This window comes from Haladaptatus sp. AB618 (genome assembly GCF_024136965.1).
Taxonomy (GTDB): domain Archaea; phylum Halobacteriota; class Halobacteria; order Halobacteriales; family Haladaptataceae; genus Haladaptatus.
Genome location: NZ_JAMYJX010000004.1, coordinates 362354 through 383338, shown reverse-complemented (window position 1 = coordinate 383338; position 20985 = coordinate 362354). Strand labels below are relative to the sequence as shown.

At 61.4% G+C, this 20985-nt stretch carries 19 protein-coding genes; 12 read left to right on the top strand and 7 right to left on the bottom strand.

The features are described 5' to 3' along the window. The first annotated feature begins 37 nt into the window (after positions 1–37). Complete coding sequence (locus NKF26_RS15070) at positions 38–1492, top strand: rhamnulokinase family protein (protein WP_253225903.1); 1455 nt, start codon at positions 38–40, stop codon at positions 1490–1492. A gap of 10 nt (positions 1493–1502) precedes the next feature. Here NKF26_RS15070 and NKF26_RS15065 read toward each other — a convergent pair whose 3' ends face one another. Then, the gene (locus tag NKF26_RS15065) at positions 1503–2279 is read right to left on the bottom strand and encodes an SDR family NAD(P)-dependent oxidoreductase (RefSeq protein WP_253225902.1); all 777 of its coding nucleotides are present in this window, start codon (positions 2277–2279) and stop codon (positions 1503–1505) included. Between the two features lie 116 nt (positions 2280–2395). Here NKF26_RS15065 and NKF26_RS15060 point away from each other — a divergent pair, with 116 nt between their 5' ends. Next, complete coding sequence (locus NKF26_RS15060; RefSeq protein WP_253225901.1) at positions 2396–3427, top strand: zinc-dependent alcohol dehydrogenase family protein; 1032 nt, start codon at positions 2396–2398, stop codon at positions 3425–3427. A 4-nt stretch (positions 3428–3431) separates the two neighbouring features. On the opposite strand, the gene NKF26_RS15055 is transcribed toward NKF26_RS15060, so the two are convergent. After that, positions 3432–4208, bottom strand: a complete 777-nt coding sequence (locus NKF26_RS15055; RefSeq protein ID WP_253225900.1) for an SDR family NAD(P)-dependent oxidoreductase — start codon at positions 4206–4208, stop codon at positions 3432–3434. Between the two features lie 246 nt (positions 4209–4454). Between NKF26_RS15055 and NKF26_RS15050 the strand changes: the two genes are divergently transcribed. The 8 genes from NKF26_RS15050 (at position 4455) to NKF26_RS15015 (ending at position 12426) form a co-directional block, all read left to right on the top strand. After that, the gene (locus tag NKF26_RS15050; protein WP_253225899.1) at positions 4455–5870 is read left to right on the top strand and encodes a sugar ABC transporter substrate-binding protein; all 1416 of its coding nucleotides are present in this window, start codon (positions 4455–4457) and stop codon (positions 5868–5870) included. An 87-nt stretch (positions 5871–5957) separates the two neighbouring features. Then, on the top strand, positions 5958–6896 hold the full coding sequence (locus tag NKF26_RS15045) for a carbohydrate ABC transporter permease (RefSeq protein WP_253225898.1): 939 nt from the start codon (positions 5958–5960) through the stop codon (positions 6894–6896). Then, positions 6896–7726: a carbohydrate ABC transporter permease gene (locus NKF26_RS15040; RefSeq protein WP_253225897.1), complete on the top strand. Its 831-nt coding sequence runs from the start codon at positions 6896–6898 to the stop codon at positions 7724–7726. Before NKF26_RS15045 ends, NKF26_RS15040 begins: the two co-directional genes overlap by 1 nt. A 68-nt stretch (positions 7727–7794) precedes the next feature. Next, positions 7795–8967 (top strand): ABC transporter ATP-binding protein, encoded by a 1173-nt coding sequence (locus NKF26_RS15035; protein ID WP_253225896.1) that lies wholly within the window; start codon positions 7795–7797, stop codon positions 8965–8967. 29 nt (positions 8968–8996) lie between these two features. After that, on the top strand, positions 8997–9656 hold the full coding sequence (locus NKF26_RS15030) for a class II aldolase/adducin family protein (RefSeq protein ID WP_066147244.1): 660 nt from the start codon (positions 8997–8999) through the stop codon (positions 9654–9656). A 90-nt stretch (positions 9657–9746) separates the two neighbouring features. Beyond that, positions 9747–10898, top strand: a complete 1152-nt coding sequence (gene dgoD, locus NKF26_RS15025; protein ID WP_253225895.1) for a galactonate dehydratase — start codon at positions 9747–9749, stop codon at positions 10896–10898. Between the two features lie 88 nt (positions 10899–10986). Then, entirely contained in the window at positions 10987–11640 is a 654-nt protein-coding gene (locus NKF26_RS15020; RefSeq protein ID WP_253234529.1) for a DUF5828 family protein, read from the top strand. A 111-nt stretch (positions 11641–11751) separates the two neighbouring features. Further along, positions 11752–12426, top strand: coding sequence for a helix-turn-helix domain-containing protein (locus tag NKF26_RS15015; RefSeq protein ID WP_253225893.1), 675 nt, complete (start codon positions 11752–11754; stop codon positions 12424–12426). Between the two features lie 12 nt (positions 12427–12438). On the opposite strand, the gene NKF26_RS15010 is transcribed toward NKF26_RS15015, so the two are convergent. Then, the gene (locus tag NKF26_RS15010) at positions 12439–12825 is read right to left on the bottom strand and encodes a hypothetical protein (protein ID WP_253225892.1); all 387 of its coding nucleotides are present in this window, start codon (positions 12823–12825) and stop codon (positions 12439–12441) included. After that, complete coding sequence (locus NKF26_RS15005; RefSeq protein ID WP_253234528.1) at positions 12818–13606, bottom strand: hypothetical protein; 789 nt, start codon at positions 13604–13606, stop codon at positions 12818–12820. Before NKF26_RS15005 ends, NKF26_RS15010 begins: the two co-directional genes overlap by 8 nt. A 315-nt stretch (positions 13607–13921) precedes the next feature. Here NKF26_RS15005 and NKF26_RS15000 point away from each other — a divergent pair, with 315 nt between their 5' ends. Beyond that, entirely contained in the window at positions 13922–15289 is a 1368-nt protein-coding gene (locus NKF26_RS15000; RefSeq protein WP_253234527.1) for an OFA family MFS transporter, read from the top strand. Between the two features lie 8 nt (positions 15290–15297). Here the strand turns inward: NKF26_RS15000 and NKF26_RS14995 are convergent, their stop codons facing one another. Then, positions 15298–15813 carry a thioesterase family protein gene (locus NKF26_RS14995; RefSeq protein WP_253225889.1) on the bottom strand — a complete coding sequence of 172 codons (516 nt, stop codon included), beginning with the start codon at positions 15811–15813 and terminating at the stop codon, positions 15298–15300. A 1095-nt stretch (positions 15814–16908) separates the two neighbouring features. Between NKF26_RS14995 and NKF26_RS14990 the strand changes: the two genes are divergently transcribed. After that, positions 16909–18585 (top strand): glycosyl hydrolase family 18 protein, encoded by a 1677-nt coding sequence (locus tag NKF26_RS14990; RefSeq protein ID WP_253234526.1) that lies wholly within the window; start codon positions 16909–16911, stop codon positions 18583–18585. 225 nt (positions 18586–18810) lie between these two features. Here the strand turns inward: NKF26_RS14990 and NKF26_RS14985 are convergent, their stop codons facing one another. Then, positions 18811–19554, bottom strand: coding sequence for an IclR family transcriptional regulator (locus NKF26_RS14985; protein WP_253225887.1), 744 nt, complete (start codon positions 19552–19554; stop codon positions 18811–18813). A 78-nt stretch (positions 19555–19632) separates the two neighbouring features. Further along, positions 19633–20784: a galactonate dehydratase gene (dgoD, locus tag NKF26_RS14980; RefSeq protein ID WP_253225886.1), complete on the bottom strand. Its 1152-nt coding sequence runs from the start codon at positions 20782–20784 to the stop codon at positions 19633–19635. Between the last annotated feature and the right edge of the window lie 201 nt (positions 20785–20985).

Below are 20985 nucleotides of genomic sequence, written 5' to 3'. Positions count from 1 at the left end.
TCAAATCACTGGGATACACAGTGACGAAAAGAACGGCATGAATCACCTCGCAGTCGATATCGGCGCGAACGGTGGCACGGTGTTCACCGGAGAAATCGAGCCGAACCGGATGGACATCACCGAAGTGCATCGATTCGACAACCACCCGGTCGAGCGGAACGGCCGGTACGTCTGGGACGTTACCGACCTCCTCACGGATATCGAGGAGGGACTCTCCGTGGCGGCGTCGTCGCTCGACGGGATCGACACGGTCGGCATCGATACGTGGGGGTTGGATTTCGGACTGCTCAACGACGGCGAACTGTTGTGTGATCCGTACTCGTACCGTGACCCCGAAGTCAGCGCGACCCGCGATGATATCATCGAAACGGTCGGCAAGCGGGAACTGTTCGAGGCGACCGGCCTCAATCACTGGAACACGCCGAACACGCTGTGGCAGTACCACGCGCTGGCCCGGAACGAACCGGACCTCCTCGCGGACGCCGACCGCCTCCTGATGATGCCCCAGTTGTTGACGTATCTCCTCGGCGGAGAGGCGGTGACCGACGTTACGGTCGCATCGACGAGCCAGATGTTGGACCCCGGACGGCGGTCGTGGAATACCGCGCTCCTCGATCGATTGTCGCTGCCGACCGAACCGCTGCCGCCGTTGTGCGAACCCGGGACCATCGTTGGAACGGTAGACGCGGAAATCCTTCCGTCGGAACCCACGCTCGTGCTCCCGGCGAGTCACGACACGGCGGCGGCGGTCGCCGGGATGCCACTTTCGGAAAACGCCGCCTTTCTCAGCACTGGGTCGTGGTTCATCCTAGGCGTGGTTTCGCCACGGCCCGACCGTTCCGCGGCGGCCTACGAGGCGGGCGTCTCGAACGAACTCGGTGTCGACGACACCGTTCGACTGCTCAAAAATATCAACGGGTTCTTCCTGCTCGAAGAATGTCGGCTGGCGTGGAATCGGGACGGCGGCGTGACCTCGTACGAGGAACTATTGAGGGCCGCCGAGGACGCACCCGCACACGCGTCGATAGTCGATCCCGACGCCGACGCGTTCAGTATCGACGGATCGATGCCAGAGCAGATAGCCGACTACTGTCGCGACACGGACCAGCGGGTGCCGGAATCGGAGGGCGAAACCGTCCGCTGTCTCCTCGATAGCCTCGCCGCGACGGCGGCGCTCACCCTCGAAGGGATCGCGGCGGCGACCGGACGAACCCCCGAAACGCTCCACGTCGGCGGTGGCGGGGTTCGAAACGAACTGTTCTGTCAACTGCTCGCCGACGCGACCGGGTTAGTCGTCCGCGCGGGACCGACCGAAGCGACCGCGACCGGAAACCTGCTGACGCAGGCGGTCGCCGCCGGATCGCTTCCCGACCTCGAAACCGGTCGCCAACTCGTCGAATCGACGATGGAAATAGCCACGTACGAACCGGCGGCCGCCAAGGGCTGGGATGAAACGATGGAAAAGCTTCGCGCGCTTCGCTCGTCGTCGTGAAGTTCCGGTCTCAGCGCGACGTGTAGCCGCCATCGACGCGGACGATTTCGCCCGTCATGTACGGGGACGCCTCGGACGCGAGGAACACGACGATTCCCTGCAAGTCCTCGGGACGACCGAGTCGTCCCATCGGCGTGTTGTCCAGCCACGTGCGTTCCATTTCGGGGTCGGCTTCGAGCACTCCTTCCACGAGTTCGGTCCGCATGTAGCCCGGCGCGATGGCGTTGACGCGGACGCCACGGTCGGCCCACTCGACGGCCATCGACTTCGTCACCATCAGCACGCCCGCCTTCGACGCGTTGTAGCCGACCTGCGGTTGCGGGACGTTGACGTTGTAGGCCGACATGGAAGCGATGTTGATGATCCGTCCCTCGCCGCGGTCGAGCATCCGCCGTCCGACGTGTTTCGCGCACAGGAACACGCCCGAGAGGTTCACGTCGAGCGTCCGTTGCCACGTCTCGTACTCCATCTCCTCGGCCGGTTCGTTCGCGGCGATGCCCGCGTTGTTCACGAGAACGTCGATGGGACCCAGTTCGTCGGCCACCGCCTCGACCATCGCCTCTACTTCGGCTTCGTCGGTCACGTCCACCTCGACCGCGGCGGTATCGACGCCGAGTTCTTCGAGTTCGGCGGCCGCCTCCTCCGCCATCTCGATGTCGATGTCCACGATTGCAACGTCGGCACCAGCGTCGGCGAGCGCTGTCGCCATTTCCTTGCCGAGTCCACGGGCCGCACCCGTGACGATGGCTGTCTCTCCGTCGAGCGCAAATCGGTCTAGTACACCCATTTGTCAATATATCCCACGCATCGGTAGTAAGTATTTCGCAGGAGAATGTCGGTTGGAAGTGCGACACTGTAGGGGGAAGTTTTAACCGCTGGTCCACGGATTAGCAGGTGTCGATAATGAAAGCAGCTGTACTGACGGACGAGCGGACCGTCGCTATCGAGGAGCACGAAAGACCGAACCCGGACGATGGGGACGTGCTCGTCCGGGTGAACGCCTGTGGCGTCTGTATGACCGACTATCACATGTACCACGGGACGTTCCCCGTCGAGTTCCCGATGATACCGGGCCACGAGAGCGCCGGGGAAGTCGTCGCCGTCGGGGACGACGTGTCCAACGTCGCCGTCGGCGACCGAGTGGCGATCAACCCATCGATCCCCTGCAACGACTGTCGAGCGTGTCAGAGCGGGAAGGAGAACCTCTGTGAGAACTTCACCTCCATCGGCGGCGCGGCCGACACCATCATCGACGGCGCGTTCGCCGAGTACGTTCGCGCACCCGAAGGCTACGTCGAACCCGTGGGGGAGTTGGCGTACCGGAAAGCGGCGTTCGCCGAACCGCTTGCCTGCTGTATCCACGCCGTCGATCAAGTGGACCTCGAATCCGGGGACACCGTCGTCATCATCGGTGCTGGCCCCATCGGCCTACTCCTCTCACAGACGTTCCGCGCGAGCGGCGCGGGAACGGTCATCGTCTCCGAGCCTGTCGATCACCGACGCGAACTGGCGCTCGAAACCGGCGCGGACTACGGTATCGATCCCGTGGAAACCGACCTGAAATCGGAACTCGACGAACTCGTCGATGGCGTGGATATCGCCGTCGAGGCGGTCGGGTTGCCCGAAACCATCGAGATAGCGCTGTCGCTGCCGTCCGCCGGGGGAACCACGTTGATTTTCGGCGTCCCGCCGCAGGACGCGACGGTCGAAATCGATCCGTTCTCGGTGTACTACGACGAGACGGAACTCGTCGGAACGTTCTCCCTGACGCCCAACGATTTCACCCGCGCCGTCACGTTCCTGAGAAACGGGCGGATCGACGTCGAATCGCTCATCACCGACGAGTATGGTCTCGACGGATTGTCGAACGCGTTCGATGGGATGGAGGAAAAGGAGGGGTTGAAGAAGATGATCTATCCGAATCGGGACGAATAATCGTCTAACGATTATCCAATCGCCAGCTATCGATGGGGACCTGTCCGCCGTCGACGCGGAGTTCGTGGCCGTTGATGTAGTCGCTAGCGGGCGACGCGAGGAACGTCACGGCGTTCGCGATGTCTTCGGGTTCCGCGAGTCGGCCGATCGGGTTGTTGTCCAGAATCTGCTGGCGAACGGCGTCGCTGAACCCCTCGGTCATTCTGGTGTTCACCCATCCCGGTGCGACGGCGTTGACGCGGACCCCCTCGCGGCCGAGTTCGAGCGCGAGGCTCTTGGTCAACCCGAGCAGGCTGTACTTGCCCACGTCGTAGGCGGGTGACATCCCGACGCCGTTTTTCGTATGAATCGACGTGATGTTGACGACCTTCCCGTAGCCGCGCTCGACCATCCCATCGATGACCGCGCGAGTGCAGTTCAGCGACCCGTAGAGGTGCACGTCGAGGTTCAACTCGAAGGTGTCGTCGTAGGAGTCATCGACGAACGGCCCGGCGTCGCCGACGCCAGCGTTGTTCACGAGGATATCGATGGGACCCAGTTCCTCCGTCGCCCGTTCGACCATCGCCTGAACTTCCGCGGCGTCGCTCACGTCGGCGGCGATGCCGACGGTTTCGACGCCGAGGTCCCGGACTTCCGCGGCGGTTTCCTCCGCCACGTCGGGGTCCACGTCGTTGATGACGACGTCGGCACCGTTTCGTGCGAACGTCTTCGCCGTTTTCTTTCCCATTCCGCGGCCAGCACCCGTGATGAGGGCGGTACGGTCTGTCAAGTCACAGTCCATGGCTACGGTGAGCGATTCGCCGAACATAGTCGTTGTGGTAGCATACAAGATATGAACTATCAATGTGATCATCGATAAGGACAATACTTAATTATCTGTAATCAAATTACTCGCGTGGATAGCTGAACCGCATCGAACCGGACGGTGTGACACGAAGTCCCCTCACGGGGATGGCGGTGTGGATGACAGGCGGACACAGAACCATGAACACCAGCAACCGAATCAGCGCAACGGATCGGGTGAACGATGACGACGAATAGAACGCGCCGCGACTTCCTCGCATACGCGGGTACGGGTGTAGCGCTCACATTGAGCGGCTGTACGCGCGGCGGCAGTGCGAGCTCGGGGAACGACGGAACGAAGACCGTGGACCCGTCGAAGGGAGACGGAACCATCGACCTCTCGGCGTACACCGACGCGAACATCAAGTGGAAGAAACACTCCGGGAAGAAGGTCAACGTCGGTGCCGTCCAGCACGCGTGGATCGACAGCATTCGACCGCTCGTTCCCATGTTCGAGAAACTCACAGGGATCGACGTGGTGTGGAACATCCTCCCGGAACAGCAGTTCCGAACGAAGCGGCTGACCGACGTGAGCACCGGGGCCGGGAAGTTCGACGTGTTCTTCATGGACCAAGTCGTCAACCAGTTCCGGCAGGCCGGATGGCTCCAGTACCTCGACCCGTACTTCCAGGACGACGACCTCTACGACCCGGACTGGTACAACCGGGACGACCTTCTCGGCGTGTGTCAGGAGGCGGTCCACGGGGCCGGGCGGACGAAGAAGTGGACGGGGATGCCGATAACCGTCGAGGTCCACACGATGTTCTACCGGAAGGACCTCTACGAGAAGCACGACCTGTCGATTCCGAAGACGACGGACCAGTTCCTGCACAACGCGAAAGTCATTCAGGAGAACGAAGACGGCGTTTCGGGGCTCGTCAACCGCGGTCAGAAGGGGTACGGGATGAACGTCTACACGATGGACGCGTGGCTCCGCGAGTACGGCGGCAAGCTATGGAAATCGTATCCGGAAACGTCCGGCCTCGACACGGACATGGCGAAGAAGGCGGGCAAGTACTACGTGGAAGCGCTCCAGAACTACGGCCCGCCGTCCATCGGCACCATGACGTGGTCCGAAGTCGTCGCGGCGATGCAACAGGGCACCGCCGCGCACGTGATGAACGACGCGAACCTGTTCTGGGGGACCCTGGCGGACGCCTCCCCGGACGGCGGCGACATCGGCGTCGCGAAGATGGTGACGCCGAAGACGAAGGAAAGCAAGTTCGCGCCGGGCGCGTTCACGTGGCAACTGTCCACGTCGAAGGCCGCGAAACACTCCGAGGCGGCGTTCCTGTTCATGCTCTGGGCCACGTCGAAGCCGACCCAGCGATGGATGGCGATTCAGCGGAGCGCCTCGTTCCCGACGCGAAAATCCATCTGGTCGCAGAAGGCGTACGAGAAGAAGTACGGCGAGGAGTTCAGCAAGGTATCCCTCGAATCGCTGAAGAGCGCCGAGACGGAGCCGTACGACGCGATGTACCCCGTCTGGGCCCAGAAGTACTCCATCCAACTCCAGAAGGCGATAACCGGCGGGAAATCCGTCGATTCGGCGATGAAGAAGGCGGCACAGCAGGCCGAGTTGACCGTCGGAGGGAACTGACATGAGTCGAGAACCGAACCACCGACAACCATCGATTGACTTCCGATCACCGAACCACCACAGAACGACGAATTCGACCGAGAAACCATGAGTTTAGACACCCAATCAGGAACGAACCAAGGAACGCAGTCCGAGGGGCGATTCCGCAGCGCGTGGAACGAGTACCTGCCGGTGTGGCTCGCCACACCGATGGTGCTCGTCGTCCTCCTCATCACGATATTCCCCGGAATATACGACCTGTACCTCAGCCTCGTCAATTACAACTACGTCCACCCCGAGCAACTCGGGACGTTCACCGGACTCCACAACTTCCGAGTGATATTCACCGACCCCGTCGTCTGGAAATCGATCACGGTGACGGCCATCTTCGTGACGTGTGCGTTGATCCTCGAACTCGTCATCGGGTTCTTCCTCGCCGCGTTGCTGACGAACGTGGAGAACAGGTGGGCCGAGACGTTCTACAGGATCGTCTTCATCCTGCCGATGGCCGTCGCGCCGGTCAGTTTGGCGATGATCGGACGGATCATGCTCGACCCGCAACTCGGCATCATCGCGTACGCCATCAACACGTACACGCCGTTCGCGGCACCGAACTTCCTCACGAACCTGCCGCTGCTGACGGTCATCCTCATGGACGCGTGGAACTGGACGCCGTTCATGTTCATCATCCTCTACGCCGGGATGTCGTCGGTTCCGGACGAACTGAAAGAGGCGGCGCGCATCGACGGCGCGCCGACGTGGCGGACGTACGTCCACGTCATCATCCCGTACATGAAACCGGTCATCTTCGTGGCGTTCCTCATCCGCCTCATCGACCTGTTCCGCACGTTCGGGACGGTGTACGGACTGACCCGCGGTGGCCCCGGCAACGCGACGAAGCTCATCAGCATCCAGATCTTCCAGACAGGGTTCACGTACATCGACATCGGTGCAGCGAGCGCGCTCGCCATCGTGTACCTCGTCGTCGTCCTCATCATCTGTAACGTGCTGATTCGCGTCGTCGGCTTCGAGGGGGTGTTGGAGTGATGGCAGTCTCGGATAGGACGAAGAACGTGGGGCGACACGTCGTCCTGCTCGTGTGGGCGTTCGTCTGTCTCGCCCCACTCTGCTGGATCGGGTTCATGTCCCTCAAACCGCCGGGACACGCGCTGGACCTCCCGCCGAAGTGGGTGTTCCTGCCGACGGTGTACAACTACATGCAGTTGGCGAACGACCCGTCGTTCGTCCACGCGCTCACCAACAGCCTCATCAGCGTGACCGCCTCGGTGATCATCGTCCTGGTGGTCGGCGTTCCGGGCGCGTACGTCCTCTCGCGCTACGACGTGCCGAAGAAGCCGGACGTGCTCATCTGGATACTGTCGTCCCGGATGTTGCCACCCATCGCCGTGGTGATCCCGTTCTTCGTCATCTTCCGGACGTTCCACCTCTACGACACGCTGGTCGGACTGGTGTTCATGTACGTGACCATCAACATCGCGCTGGTGGTCTGGGTGATGAAGGCCTTCTTCGACGGCATTCCGCAGTCGCTCGAAGAGGCGGCGCTCGTGGACGGCGCGACGCGCTCGCAAGCGTTCCGGAAGGTCGTGTTGCCCTCGGCACTCCCGGGCATCATCTCCGTCGCCATCATCAGCTTCATCTTCGCGTGGATCGAGCTGCTGTTCTCGCTCATCCTCACGAACAACCACGCACAGACGCTTTCGCTGGCGGTGTACGGCTTCATCGGCTCCCGAAACATCGAGTGGTCGATGCTGGCGGCCGCGTCGATGACGATGATCATCCCAGTGTTGGTGCTTCTCGTCGCCGCGAATCGCTACCTCGCGTCGGGACTGAGCTTCGGCGCCGTGTTGAAGGAATAAACATATGAGATTTGAAATGAACCGAATAAAGTCAACATTTATTTGGGAAGAACGAGCATACTAGACCAATGGCAGGAATCAGTATCGACAGCGTCGTCAAACGGTTCGACAGTCGGCAGGGTGAGATCACTGCCGTCGATGATGTCGACATCGACATCGGGGATGGCGAGTTCGTCGTCCTCGTCGGACCGTCAGGGAGCGGGAAATCGACCCTGCTCCGGATGGTATCGGGACTCGAACAGCAGACGGAAGGTGACATCTGGATTCAGGACGAACTCGTGAACGGGATGTCGCCACGCGACCGGGACATCGCGATGGTGTTCCAGAACTACGCGCTCTACCCGAACATGAGCGTCCGCGAGAACATGAGCTTCGGCCTCAAGATGTCCACCGACCTCTCGGGCGAGGAAATCGAGGAGCGCGTCGAGCGCGTCGCACGGACGATGGACATCGAGAATTTACTGGACAACAACCCGTCACAGATGTCCGGTGGCCAACGACAGCGCGTCGCGCTCGGCCGCGCCATCGTCCGTGACCCCAACGCGTTCCTGATGGACGAACCGCTGTCCAATTTGGACGCGAAACTGCGAACCGTCATGCGGACCGAAATCAATCGCCTCCAGTCGGAACTGGACGTGACGACGCTGTACGTCACCCACGACCAGACGGAAGCGATGACGATGGGCGACCGCCTCGTCGTCCTCAACGAAGGCGAATTACAGCAGATCGGCACCCCGCTCGAATGCTTCTACCGGCCGGAAAACCTCTTCGTCGCGAGTTTCATCGGGTCGCCGTCGATGAACTTCTTCGAAGCCGAACGCGAGGGGCGAACGCTCCTCGCGGACGGGTTCGACTACGAACTTTCCGAGGACATCACGGCGTCCACCGAGGGGCACGAGCGCGTGACCATCGGCGTTCGACCGGAGGACGTGGAGATCAGAACCGGGGAGGAAAGCGAGAACGGGTTCCGGTGTCAGGTCGATGTCGTGGAGCCGATGGGAAGTATCCGATATCTGTACCTCAAACCGGTCGAACAGTCACACGACGGCACGTTCGTCGTGGAGATAGACGGCCAGCGTCCGGTGGACGAAGGCGAGGAGTTGTACGCCGACATCCCCGCCGAGACGATGTATCTCTTCGACACGGAGACCGGGAACGCGATTCATCACCGAACACTCACCGAGGAAGCCGAATCCGAACTCTCCGATCGGATGGCTGACGTCGGCGTCACATCGGAGTAATCACAACGGTGGAGCGAATAGGAGACAACATGGACGAAACGGAAGACCCATATCACGACGAACGGGACGCGATACGCGAGTACGGCATCGAACTCATCGAACGCGGACTGACCGAGGGAACCGGCGGAAACCTGAGTATGCGAATCGACGACGAACACATCGCCATCAGCCCGTCCGGCGTCCCCTACAGCGAAATCGACGTGTGGGACGTTCCGGTCGTGGACCTCGACGGGAACGTCCTCACGGGCGACCGGGAGCCATCGACGGAACTGCCGATGCACTTGGCGGTGTACGAGCGGCGCGACGACGTCGGCGGCGTCGTTCACACCCACTCGCCGTACGCGACGTCCTTCGCGGCGCTCGGCGAACCGATTCCGGCGTCACACTACCTCGTGGCGTTCGCGGGAACGCACGTCCCGGTCGCGGAGTATCGGACCCACGCCACCCCCGAACTCGGTGAAGCGGCAACGGAATCACTCGGTGACGAGTTCAACGCGACGCTGTTGAAAAACCACGGGGTGTTGACGGCCGACGACTCGCTCGCGAGCGCGTTCGACGTGGCCGAGATGGTCGAGTACTGCGCCCGGATCCATCACCTCGCGTCCACCGTCGGGACGCCCGATATCCTCCCCGACGAGGAGATCAGGCGGATACAGGGCAAACTGGAGAGCTACGGCACGAGCGAATAGCGACCGTCGCCGTCGCTTCGAACGTCCATTTGATTCCCCCGTCCCGCTGGTGCACGGAAGGATCAAGTGGTTCCACCGAGAGGGTCGCGTATGCGCATCGTCGACTACGAACTGTTCGAAGTGCCGCCCCGGTGGCTCCTCCTGCGGTTGGAAACCGCCGACGGAACCGTCGGGTGGGGAGAGCCGATAGTGCAGGGACGGATCAAGGCGGTTCGCGGCGCGGTCGAGGAACTGCTGGAGACGTATCTCGTCGGCGAGGACCCGCTCCCCATCGAGAAACACTGGGAGACGATGTATCGCGGCGGGTTCTTCCGCGGCGGTCCGATCCTGATGAGCGCCATCGCCGGTATCGACATGGCGCTGTGGGACATCAAGGGAAAACACTACGGAGCGCCCGTTCACGCGCTCCTCGGGGGGCCGGTTCGGGACAGACTGCGGGTTCACCAGTGGATTGGCGGCGAATCACCCGAGGAAATCGCCGTCTCGGCGCGCGAGATGGTCGCCGCGGGCTATTCCGCGCTGAAGCTGAACGGGACGACGGAGTTTCGACCCTTGGCGTCGCCAGCGGAAGTGGACGCCGTCGAATCCCGATTGCGGGCGGTTCGAACCGCCGTCGGCGACGACGTGGACATCGGGATCGACTTCCACGGCCGCGTTTCGTTTCCAATGGCGAAACGGATCGTGAGCGCGCTGGAGAAGTACAGCCCGATGTATTTCGAACAGCCGGTTCCGCCGGAGCAGAACGGACGGCTTCGGGAAGTCGCCATGCACACCACGGTGCCGGTTTCGACCGGCGAGCGACTGTACTCGCGGTGGGAGTTCGAGGAGGCGCTCATCGACGGCGTCGTCGGCGTCTTCAACCCCGACATCACGCACGTCGGGGGTATCTCGGAGATGCGAAAGGTAGCCACGATAGCCGAGACGCACGGTGTCGCGCTCGTTCCCCACTGTCCCCTCGGCCCCATCGCGCTCGCCGCCAGCCTCCAAGTGGGGTTCTGCTCGGGGAACATCGTGGTACAGGAGCACAGTTTGAACCTTCACGACGTGGAACGGAGTACCGGCTTGGCCCTCCTCGAAGACCCATCGGTGTTCGGCTTCGCGGACGGGTACGTGACGGCACCGGACGCGCCGGGACTCGGCGTGTCCATCGACGAAGAGCGAGTTCGGGAGCGTGCCGAACACGACGTGATGTGGCACAATCCAATCTGGCATCACGACGACGGGAGTTTTGCCGAGTGGTAACGCTTCGGGCGCGAGTTCCGGTTCGCGTATAAACGGCAGGGATATGCCGGGACGAAGGATAGCCACGCTGAGCCCGTATGACCTATCCATGGAAGAAAGCGTTTCGGGGTTCAAGCAGGAAGGTGGATGGGTCGCCATGGTCGAGCACGGCGAGCGCATCACTGCCGCGCTGGAAGCGGAAGGGATTTCCGGGGCAGAGTTCGAGGACTGGGACGAGTGGCGGCCCAAGGCGGAGGAACGATTCGGGGAGGAGGTCAACGAGAAGACCGCGGAACAGGCCAGCACGAGCGAGGGGGACGGCGAAAAATCCGGGAAAACTCCGCTGGAGGACATCAGTACCGCGGGGGATAGTATTGAGGGGACGATTCAAGAGCTCGAAGACGGCGATTTAGAGGACGCGGCCGAAGAGGGGCAAGAAGCGGTGGAACACGCGACCCGTGCGGCCGACACGGCGGCACGGAAAGGCCTCCGTGCGGTCGAGAACACAGTGTACAAACACGTGATGACGAAAGTATCGCCGTGTTACTTCGACAACGCGCTCGTCAGCGCGAACATCGACCGAATCGGGTCCGGACGGCCGCAGTATCGATTCGAGGTAAACGTCAACGACGATTCGCTGAAACGGAGCGTCAGCGACCTGCTGGCGGAGTACGAGGACATCGAGCGATGGCGAATCGAGACGGAGAAGAACACACGGAGCGCGGCGATATCGGAAGGTATCGAATCGGTAACCGAAGAGTAGTGTACCGGTTCCGAATTCGCTCGTAAAGTTGTGAACCGGTTCCGCATCCGCTCGTAAACACCTCCCCCGTGGGCGTGCCCGTTATTGCGGTAGCGAACGTTAGTATCGGTCATGGGTGTCGTCGTAGAGGCGGAAATTCCGGCGAACGAATTCGCGCTGTGGGAGACGGGGACGGCGGTAGAGGGGTTGGCGTTCGAAATCGAGCGAATCGTCGCTCACGACCCCGAGCGAGTCATGCCGTTCATCTGGGTGAGTGGAGAAGATGCCGACGGCGAGCGAGTACAGCGGGCGCTGGAGGGCGACCCGAGCACCGCGAACGTTCGGTTGGTCGCCGAACTCGACGACGAATGGCTGTACCAGATGGACTGGATAGATTCCATCCAGACGCTCGTGCAAATTCTGGTCGAAGAGGAGGGAACCATTTTGGCGGCGTTCGGCCGGGACGGAACGTGGCACGTTCGGGCGCTGTTTCCGGAGTACGGTTCGCTGTCGAGAACGTACGATTACTGTACGAACAACGACCTGACGTTCGACGTCAAGCGGATTTATCGGTTGGACGAGGGGAAAGGCGGCCGGTTCGGCCTCACGGAGCAACAACAGGAGACGCTCGAAGCCGCGTTCGAGCGCGGCTATTTCGAGATTCCACAGGAAGTCACGATGGACGATCTCGCGGGGGACCTCGACATCTCCCCGCAGGCGCTCTCGGAGCGCCTGCATCGCGGTCACAAGAACCTGATCAAAAACACGGTCATGGTCGGTCGGGGTGCCGAAGGAGAGGGAAAATAGCCGACGGGTCGTTCAATCGTCGTGACGGTGTTCGTCGAAGCCGTAGATGTTCGTGTCCATGGAATCGTGGCCGTCCGTCGGCGACGAGCGAACGTCGTGGCGCATGATGGCGTAGAAGAGGAGGCCAAGACCGATCGAAAACAGCACGCCTTCGCTCGATTGGAGCAACAGACGTTCGGTACCGTTTAGGAAGTACTCACCGCGAATACCGAGCCGATACACCGGGTCGACGAGACCACCGAGGACGATGAACCCGAACCCGATGGTCGAGAACAGATACGATTTCATTTTCGGATTTTGATAGTACGCGATGAAGCTCAGCGCCATCAGGAGACTGCTCATGACGAACATCAGCAAATTGGCGAAGATGAACGCCCACAGTTCGACTGGTCTAGCCATGATGCGGGTCTCTCCAGAAGCTCGGCCAGTCGAGCGAGGTACCCGTCCCCCCACCCGCCTCCTGATAGGAGGTCAACAACCCGCCGAAGAATCCATCGAGCCTGCTCACGAGACGGTTGTCGGGTTCGTTGAAGATCGTCACGACCTTTTCGAGCGCGGGATTGCCAGTGTACGCAACCCGACCGGATTCGGGGTTGTATCGGACGATATCGGCCGTCGCGAGCATCGGGAGATGGATGTGGGTCAGGGCCACCAGGATTTCGTCGAGCGTCGACTGATCCGGTTCCTCCGTATCGGTTTCGTGTCGAGCGATTCGACGGGCGAGGGCCGAGCGCGACATCGCGGTTCGGTTCTGCCAGTTGTCACGGAGGACGGAGAGGAGATACCGGCGTCGTCGGTCCGACAAACCGAACAGGACGTCGTCGACCCCCGCTTCCTCGGTTTCGAGAAGCTGCCTGAATCGCGGGTCAGTGAGCGCGCGGTGGTCCGTCGTGGTCACGGTTCCGGTCCCCTCGTCCCAGCCGACGAGACCGCTGTTCCGTAACACCGGGAGTTGTTTGTGGTGGAGGTCGAGGCGGATGGCCCGCACGTCTTCCTCCGAGACATCCGCCACCTGTGTTCCCCCCTCGGTCGCCGCGAGGAGACGGGCGAGTTCACGCTCGTCCGTTGCCGCCGTTCGGTCAAGGAGTATCGCGAGAGTCGATCGCCGTCGGTTGGTTTCCACCGCAGCGAACATCGGATGTTGCACCTCGGGTTCCATCGGGCGGTTTTGTTTCTCCATCGTTCGTCCCTACTCGCTGGGGCGGGTATAGACAGAGCGGCTAATAGCAGAGCCTCCGAATACGAAAGGTAGACACCCCATACCGGTTTCGAGGGACCGGTTAGAGCCGTCTCGATCGTAGCACACCTCCTGGAACGTTCGGGAGATCGTCCATGGCAGAAACTCAGTCGCCACGTCATCAGTCATCGGCACCGTGAGCAGTGGACTCGTCGTCGAGGTAGTCACCCTGAATCTCCGCCGTAACGCGTATCACGCTCGTCGTCGTGGTGATGGCGTACAGTCGTTGGAGTGCGCATCAGGATTCGACACCGAGCGATGATATCTGAAACGGAGGGAAGCGACGTTTCGGCCCGTGCACGGGACGTACTGGGTTTTTCGCGATGGTGGCAGATCGTGGCTGGCGTCGTCATGATGGGATTGGTCAGCCCGTACCAGTACATGTGGTCGTCGGTGCAGGGACCGCTAGCGCGGGACCTCGGGGTCCCGCTGTCAGCCCTCGGAGCGGTGTTCAGCCTGTACGTGTTCTTCCAAGCCGGGTCGCAGTTCCCCGCAGGGTGGTGGCGGGACAATCACGGACCACGACCGATGGCCGTTCTGGCGGGCGTGCTCGCCGGGATCGGGTACGTCGGACTGACGTTCGCCACCGAACTATGGCAGGTGTATCTGCTCTACTCGCTGGGGGCCATCGGTACCGGAATGGTGTACACGGTCGCCATCAACACCGCCCTCAAGTGGTTTCCAGATCGACGTGGGATCACCACCGGTGCGGGTTCGATGGCGTTCACCGCGGGGAGCGCGTTGTTCGTCCCCTACATTCGGTTCCAATCGGCTTCCGGCGCGTTTCTGTCGGGGCTTCGAACCATCGGCTTGCTCGTCGGAATCGGCGTCATCGCGTGTGCGCTCGTCCTTCGTGATCCCCCGAAGGATTGGCTGGACGACGACGGTGGTAAGGACGATGACGAGGGGGATGAAAACGAGGACGCTGACAACGACGGCGGTGAGGATGAAGTTCACAGGGATTTCGTCGATGACGCCCGCGACGAGGGATCGGAAACGGCGAGCGAGTGGACCGGAATCGGAACGGGTCGTCAGTACACGTGGCGCGAAGTCGTCCGGACGTGGCAGTTCTGGACGATGTATGCCCTATTCGTCGGGATTTCCGGGGCGGGGCTGATGCTCACGGCGAACCTCATTCCGTTCGCGGACCAGTTCGGCTTCGCCGCGCTGCTGGTGACGCTGACGGCGACCATCCTCCCCGTCGCGGACGCCATCGGCGAACTCGTCGTCGGCGGGATTTCGGACCGTGTCAGTCGGGAGCGATTGATGACGGTGACGTTCTCGCTCTGCGGAATCGGACTCCTGTCGCTCGTCGGCACGGGAGCGGTCGGGTCGTCGCTCGGATTCCTCCTCGCCCTCGTCGTGGCGGCCGGTTTGGAGGGATCACAGTACACGCTGTTTCCGAGCCTCGTCGCCGATTACTACGGGGAGCGTCATTCCTCGGCGAACTACGCCGTCCTCTATTCGGCGAAGATACTGGGCGGCGTCTTCGGCGGGGTCGTCTCCGGATGGCTCGCCGGGGTCGCGGGGTGGACGCCGGTGTTCCTCGTCGGCAGCGGTCTCGCCATCGCCGCCGGGGTCGGTGCGTTCACGCTTCGCCCGCCGGACGACGAACGAACTGACTAACGGACCGACTAACGCTTCGCTTCGCCCGCGCGGTACGGCGCGAGCGCGTCCCGCCAGGCGTCGGGAAGCAGGGTTGGCTGGCCGTCGTCGTCGAGGTAGACGGAGACCGTTCGGCCGGTAGCGACGGTGGCGTCCCCGGTCCCGAGTTCGTACTCGATGGTGAGGCTGGTCTTACCGGTTTCGACCGGACCGAGCGCCGCGGTGACGGTGGCGTCCGGTTCGATGGGGGCCACGTACTCGACGTCTAGCGACCGCACCACGGTCGGTGCTGACGAGAGCGAGGTATCGAGCACCTCCTCGAACAGCCGTTCTTTCCCGCGTTCGAAGTAGCTGGCGTAAACGACGTGATTGACGTGCGAGCGGGTATCGAGATCACGAAACTGAACCTCGATGTCGTGGGTGTACGTCCGTGGTGTCATGTCGAAACCGAGTTCGGGCGGGAACTTGAGTTCACCTATCCGAAACGTCCCCACGAAATCGGTCGCTGGAGAGCGGATGGGTCGGTCACGCCGGGATGCAGTCATCACAACACGTACGAACAGACCGTTCGGAGGGAGAAATCATCAGGCGATACGGAACGGCGTACCGTAGGGAGCAACCACGTGAACGGAGGAAGAAATGTAATTCTAAACTCAGTAACGCACCGCTCTGGGAAACAGCCGTCAGTATGAAAGCAAAATATGGAAAGGTATATAACATGAGATTACATCGACTATTGGTTCGAAAATTGAACGATAATCAAAAAACAGAGCCGGTCAAAATAGACCTATATAGGCCAATATGCACGGTCCTGAGTACCAGTAGCAGAATAAGTTCAACAATATGTGAATTCCCCACACGCACTATACCAATATAATCTGTTTGTTTCTTATTTTGTTTTATATTTTATTTATTAATAATAAATTAGATATTCGATTGAGAGGTGGTTCGACAGGGCGGTCGAAGGTCGTCGACGAACGAGGAATATCATCCGTTTCCGAGCCCATTACAGGACTACTGCTGTAATAGTTTTGAGTGGTTTGCGGTCGAATCATCAGTGAGAGTGGAGGGGATGAAAACCCACGAAATCCGGTCAGACAGCGACTCGGCGTGCCTGTCACTATGACGAAACATTCCCGACGAATCGTGTCGTGGTTCCGGCCGCACGGTCACACTCGGTGACGCGCGTGTCGCCGAGCGCGTGATTAGTGGGACGTCGAAACCCGTCCGGGGATGCGACCCTATTGGGGTCGAGGGGAAGGAATTTCGTCCTGAGAAATTCGAACGAAATCGGCAGTGTCCGCGTCTGTCAGGGGCCGATTCACGGTGGTTGCCTTCCGGAGAGTTTCCTCACCGTCCGTTCTCCGATGCGACCCCAGAGCGGTCTGAATCGCCCGTCCCCCGAAAACGATTCGTGACGACTTCGGTTTCGGATGGGGTGTCACTATGACGAAACACCCACCTATCGTATGTGGACAGGAGAGGACGGCAAAATTTAATGTTTTGTTCTAGATATAAGTATTAGTCTATATCAATAGGTGAATTTAAATTGTTGTACTCTAAAATAAACCGCGAGGGTCGGGCACACAGTTTCGGCACACCGATGCCGGTCGTGAGTCACGACCCCGTCAACCGAACTCATGAAACAAACGCGACGAAACGTATTACGCAAGGTATCGGCACTTTCGGCACTGACGCTCGGCGCGAGTGGGCTGGCGGCAGCGGCCGACTGCAGCGGTTACTCCGACTGGCAGTCGGACGTCGCCTACACGGACGGCGACCGTGTCGTCTACGACGGCGCGCTGTGGGAAGCCCAATGGTGGACGCAAGCCAACGAACCCGAGACGAGCGACTCCGTCTGGGTGAAGGTCGGCCCGTGCGACGGGAGCGGCGGCGGTGGTGACGGTGGCGACGGCGGGGACGGCAACACGGCCCCGACCGCCTCGTTTACCGCGAACCCGATTTCGCCCGCACCGGGTGAGACGGCCACGTTCGACGCCTCGGGGTCGTCCGACTCGGACGGGTCCGTGGCATCCTACGACTGGACGTTCGGCGACGGCAGCAGCGCGACTGGCCAAAGCGTCACGCACAGCTACGGCAGCGCCGGTAGCTACACCGTCACGCTGACCGTGACCGACGACGCCGGGGCGACCGGTTCGGCGACGAAGACCGTCACCGTCGCCGACGGCGGAACGTCGCTCGACCAGCGCGTCACGGGCTACTACATGCAGTGGTCCCAATGGGACCGGGACTACTATCCGGGCGACATCCCAGTGGACAAGGTGTCGCACGTCAACTACGCGTTCCTGACGGTCGAACAGGACGGCACCGTGGACTACATTCAGGAGAGCGCGGCGATGAACGTTCTCCAACCGAAGTCGTGGCAGGACTGGACCGGCTTCGACAGCCTCGTGGACGACCCGAACACGAAGTTCCTGTTCTCCATCGGCGGGTGGAGCGATTCGACGCACTTCTCCGATGCGGCCAACACGCAGGCGAACCGCGAGCGGTTCGCGAGCACGGCCATCGACATCATGCAGGAGAACGATTTCGACGGCATCGACATCGATTGGGAGTATCCGGGCGGCGGCGGCAAGTCCGGAAACGTCGTCCGTGACGGTGACAAGGCGCGGTTCACGAAACTCCTGCAGGAAGTCCGCTCGCAACTCGACGACGCCGAAGCGGAGGACGGTAAGGAGTACCTCCTGACCGCAGCGATGTCCGCCGACCCCGACAAGGCGGAGGGGCTCGACCACGCGGCGAACGCGGAGGCGCTCGATTACGCGAGCATCATGGCCTACGACTACCACGGCGCGTTCGACGACTACACCAACCACGACGCGCCGCTGTACGCCAAGTCGAGCGACCCGTCGCCGCGGGCCGCCGATTTCAACGTCAACGCCTCGATGAACTACTGGGCCAACACGGCGTTCGACGCGTCACAGCTCTCGATGGGGATGCCGTTCTACGGCCGGAGCTTCGCCAACGTCACGAGCAGCACGAACGACGGGCTGTACCAGTCGTTCGACGGAGCCGCCAGCGGAACGTGGGGGCAGGACAACGGCGTCAAGGAGTTCTGGGACATCAATCAGAACCTCGAACCGAGTTCGGCGTACGACTACTACTGGGACGACACGGCGAAGGTCCCGTGGCTCTACTCGCCGTCGAAGGACATTTTCATCACCTACGACAACGAGCGGTCCATCGGTGCCAAGACCGATTACGCCGTGGACAACGACTTCGGCGGGGTGATGTTCTGGGCGTTCGCCAACGACAAGAACGAGGTGCTGCTGGACGCGATGCTCGACCATCTCTAGCGACCGGGAACGGTCAGAGCGAAAAGTTCGAGTTTTTTCGAGGAGGCGATCAGAGTGGCAGTCGTTGAGGGTGCGACGGGGGAGCGAACTCTACGAAGACGTGCGCAGATTCGGGTGAGAGGGAGGCCTCGAACGTCCCATTTGTTTCGAGGAGAAGTGTTTGGTTGGCGTGTAGTTACAACTACTGAGAAGACGACGATTCTCGTAGAGACTCGGCGTTTCGTCTCAGAGCGCCGTTTTGAGTTGTCGGACCGTGCCGAGCACCAGCCCCGGAACGTTCTCTTCGAGTCGCTTGCTACTCAATCGATCAGCGTGCCCCGCCACGTACACAGCGGCGACGTCGCCGTCGTGTTCCAGCGCGACGGCGATGCCGTTTCGCTCGGGGTGCTGTTCGCCCCGCTCGATGGCGATGCCGCGGTCGCGGATGCCGTCCAGTTCGCGTTCGAGTCGGTCCCGGTCGGTGATGGTGTTGTCCGTCCGCTCGGGAAGGCCGACGTCGTCGAGTATCGCGTCGATTTCCGTCGGCGAGAGACGAGCGAGGATGGCCTTTCCCGCGGCGGTACAGTGGAGATAGCGGTCGGTGAGTTCGGATTTCGACGGGGTGTCCGTGGACTGGTAGAGGTCGATGGTCGACGAACCCTGTTTGACGACGAGACTGGCCGTCTCGTCGGTGGTCGTCGCCAGTCGGTCGATGGCGGGCCGTCCGGCGCGATACAGGTCGGAATCGTACTGGATTCGGGAGCCGATTTCGAGGAAGCGGTACGAAAGGGAGTATTCGACGCCGTCCTTCTCGACGTATCCCAACTCCCGCAGCGTCGCCAGGTGTTTGTACGTGGTGCTTCTGGTGAACTCCAGCGCGTCGGCGAGTTCGGAAATCCCGACGGTTCCACCGCGGTTCGCCATCGTCGTTATCAGGGCGAACGTCTTCTTCGGTGCCGAAACCATCGATGTCTGGCCACCATCATCCATACCCACGTATGGAATTAAATGCTGATAAGTATTTCGTGATTCGAAATCGGTGCCGACGAGTACTGGTCGATGACCGGATTACCAATCGGCGATGCTGCCGTCCTCGTTTCGCCACGTCGGGTTGTACCACTCGACGTGACCCTCCGACCGTTCCTCGACGGCGGCCTCGTCGACATCGATACCGAGACCGGGTCCGTCGAGGATGTCGAGGTAGCCGTCCTCGAACGAGAAGACGGAGGCGTCTTCGAGGTAGTCGTACGCGGGGCCGCGGGCCGACGGGTGGACGTCGAACCCGTGGTCCTGCACGGCGAGGTTCGGAATCACGGTATCGACCTGCAACGACGCCGCGAGCGCGATGGGACCGAGCGGGCAGTTCGGGGCGACGGCCACGTCGTGTGCTTCGGCCATCGCCGCGAGTTTCACCAGTTCCGAAATACCCCCGGCGTGGGAGACGACGGGTTGGATGAGGTCCACCGCCCCGCCGCGGAAAACCGGCTTGTAATCCCATCGGGAGTACAGTCGTTCCCCGGTGGCGATGGGAACGTGTGACCCCTCGGCGATTCGGGGGAGGTGTTCGACGTTCTCCGGGAGGACGGGTTCCTCGACGAACATGAGGTTGCAGTCGGACAACCGGGCGGTGAGCGTCTTCGCCATCGACTTCGAGACGCGACCGCGGAAATCGACGCCGATGTCCACCGTGTCGTCCACGGCGTCCCGCACCTCCCGGATACGGTCGACGACCCGGTCTATCGTGGCGGCCGTCTCGATGTGACGGGTCTGGTTCGTCGCATCCATCTTCAGCGCGGTGTAACCGGTATCGGCGAGTCGGTTGGCCTCCTCGATGACGTCCGACGGGCGGTCGCCGCCGACCCACTGGTACACGCGGATCTTGTCCCGGCACTTCCCGCCGAGCAGTTCGTAGACGGGGAGGTCGTAGTACTTCCCCTTGATGTCCCACAACGCCTGATCGATTCCGGCGATGGCGCTCATGAGGATGGGACCGCCTCGATAGAACCCACTCCGGTACAGCGCCTGCCAGTGGTCCTCGATTTGTCGAGGGTCCCGCCCGACCAGATAGCCGTCGAGCATCTCCGACACCGCCGCCCGGACGGTCTTCGCCCGCCCCTCGACGATGGGTTCGCCCCATCCGACGATACCCGCGTCGGTTTCGATCTTCAGGAACAGCCATCGGGGCGGAAGTTCGTACAGGTCGTAGCCGGTAATTTCCATACTCGTCGATGCACGGAAGATTACAAAACCGTGACGAACGGATCGTGTCGAGGGGGCGAGTGAGGAATTTCGCCGATTGGCCAATTTCGCGCCAAATTCATCCAGCCTCCCTCCATCCAGCTTTCCATCACGTTATATCCACTAATTAGTGTATTTTAATTATAGAAAATTATTTACCATCATATGTATTTTTTACCATCG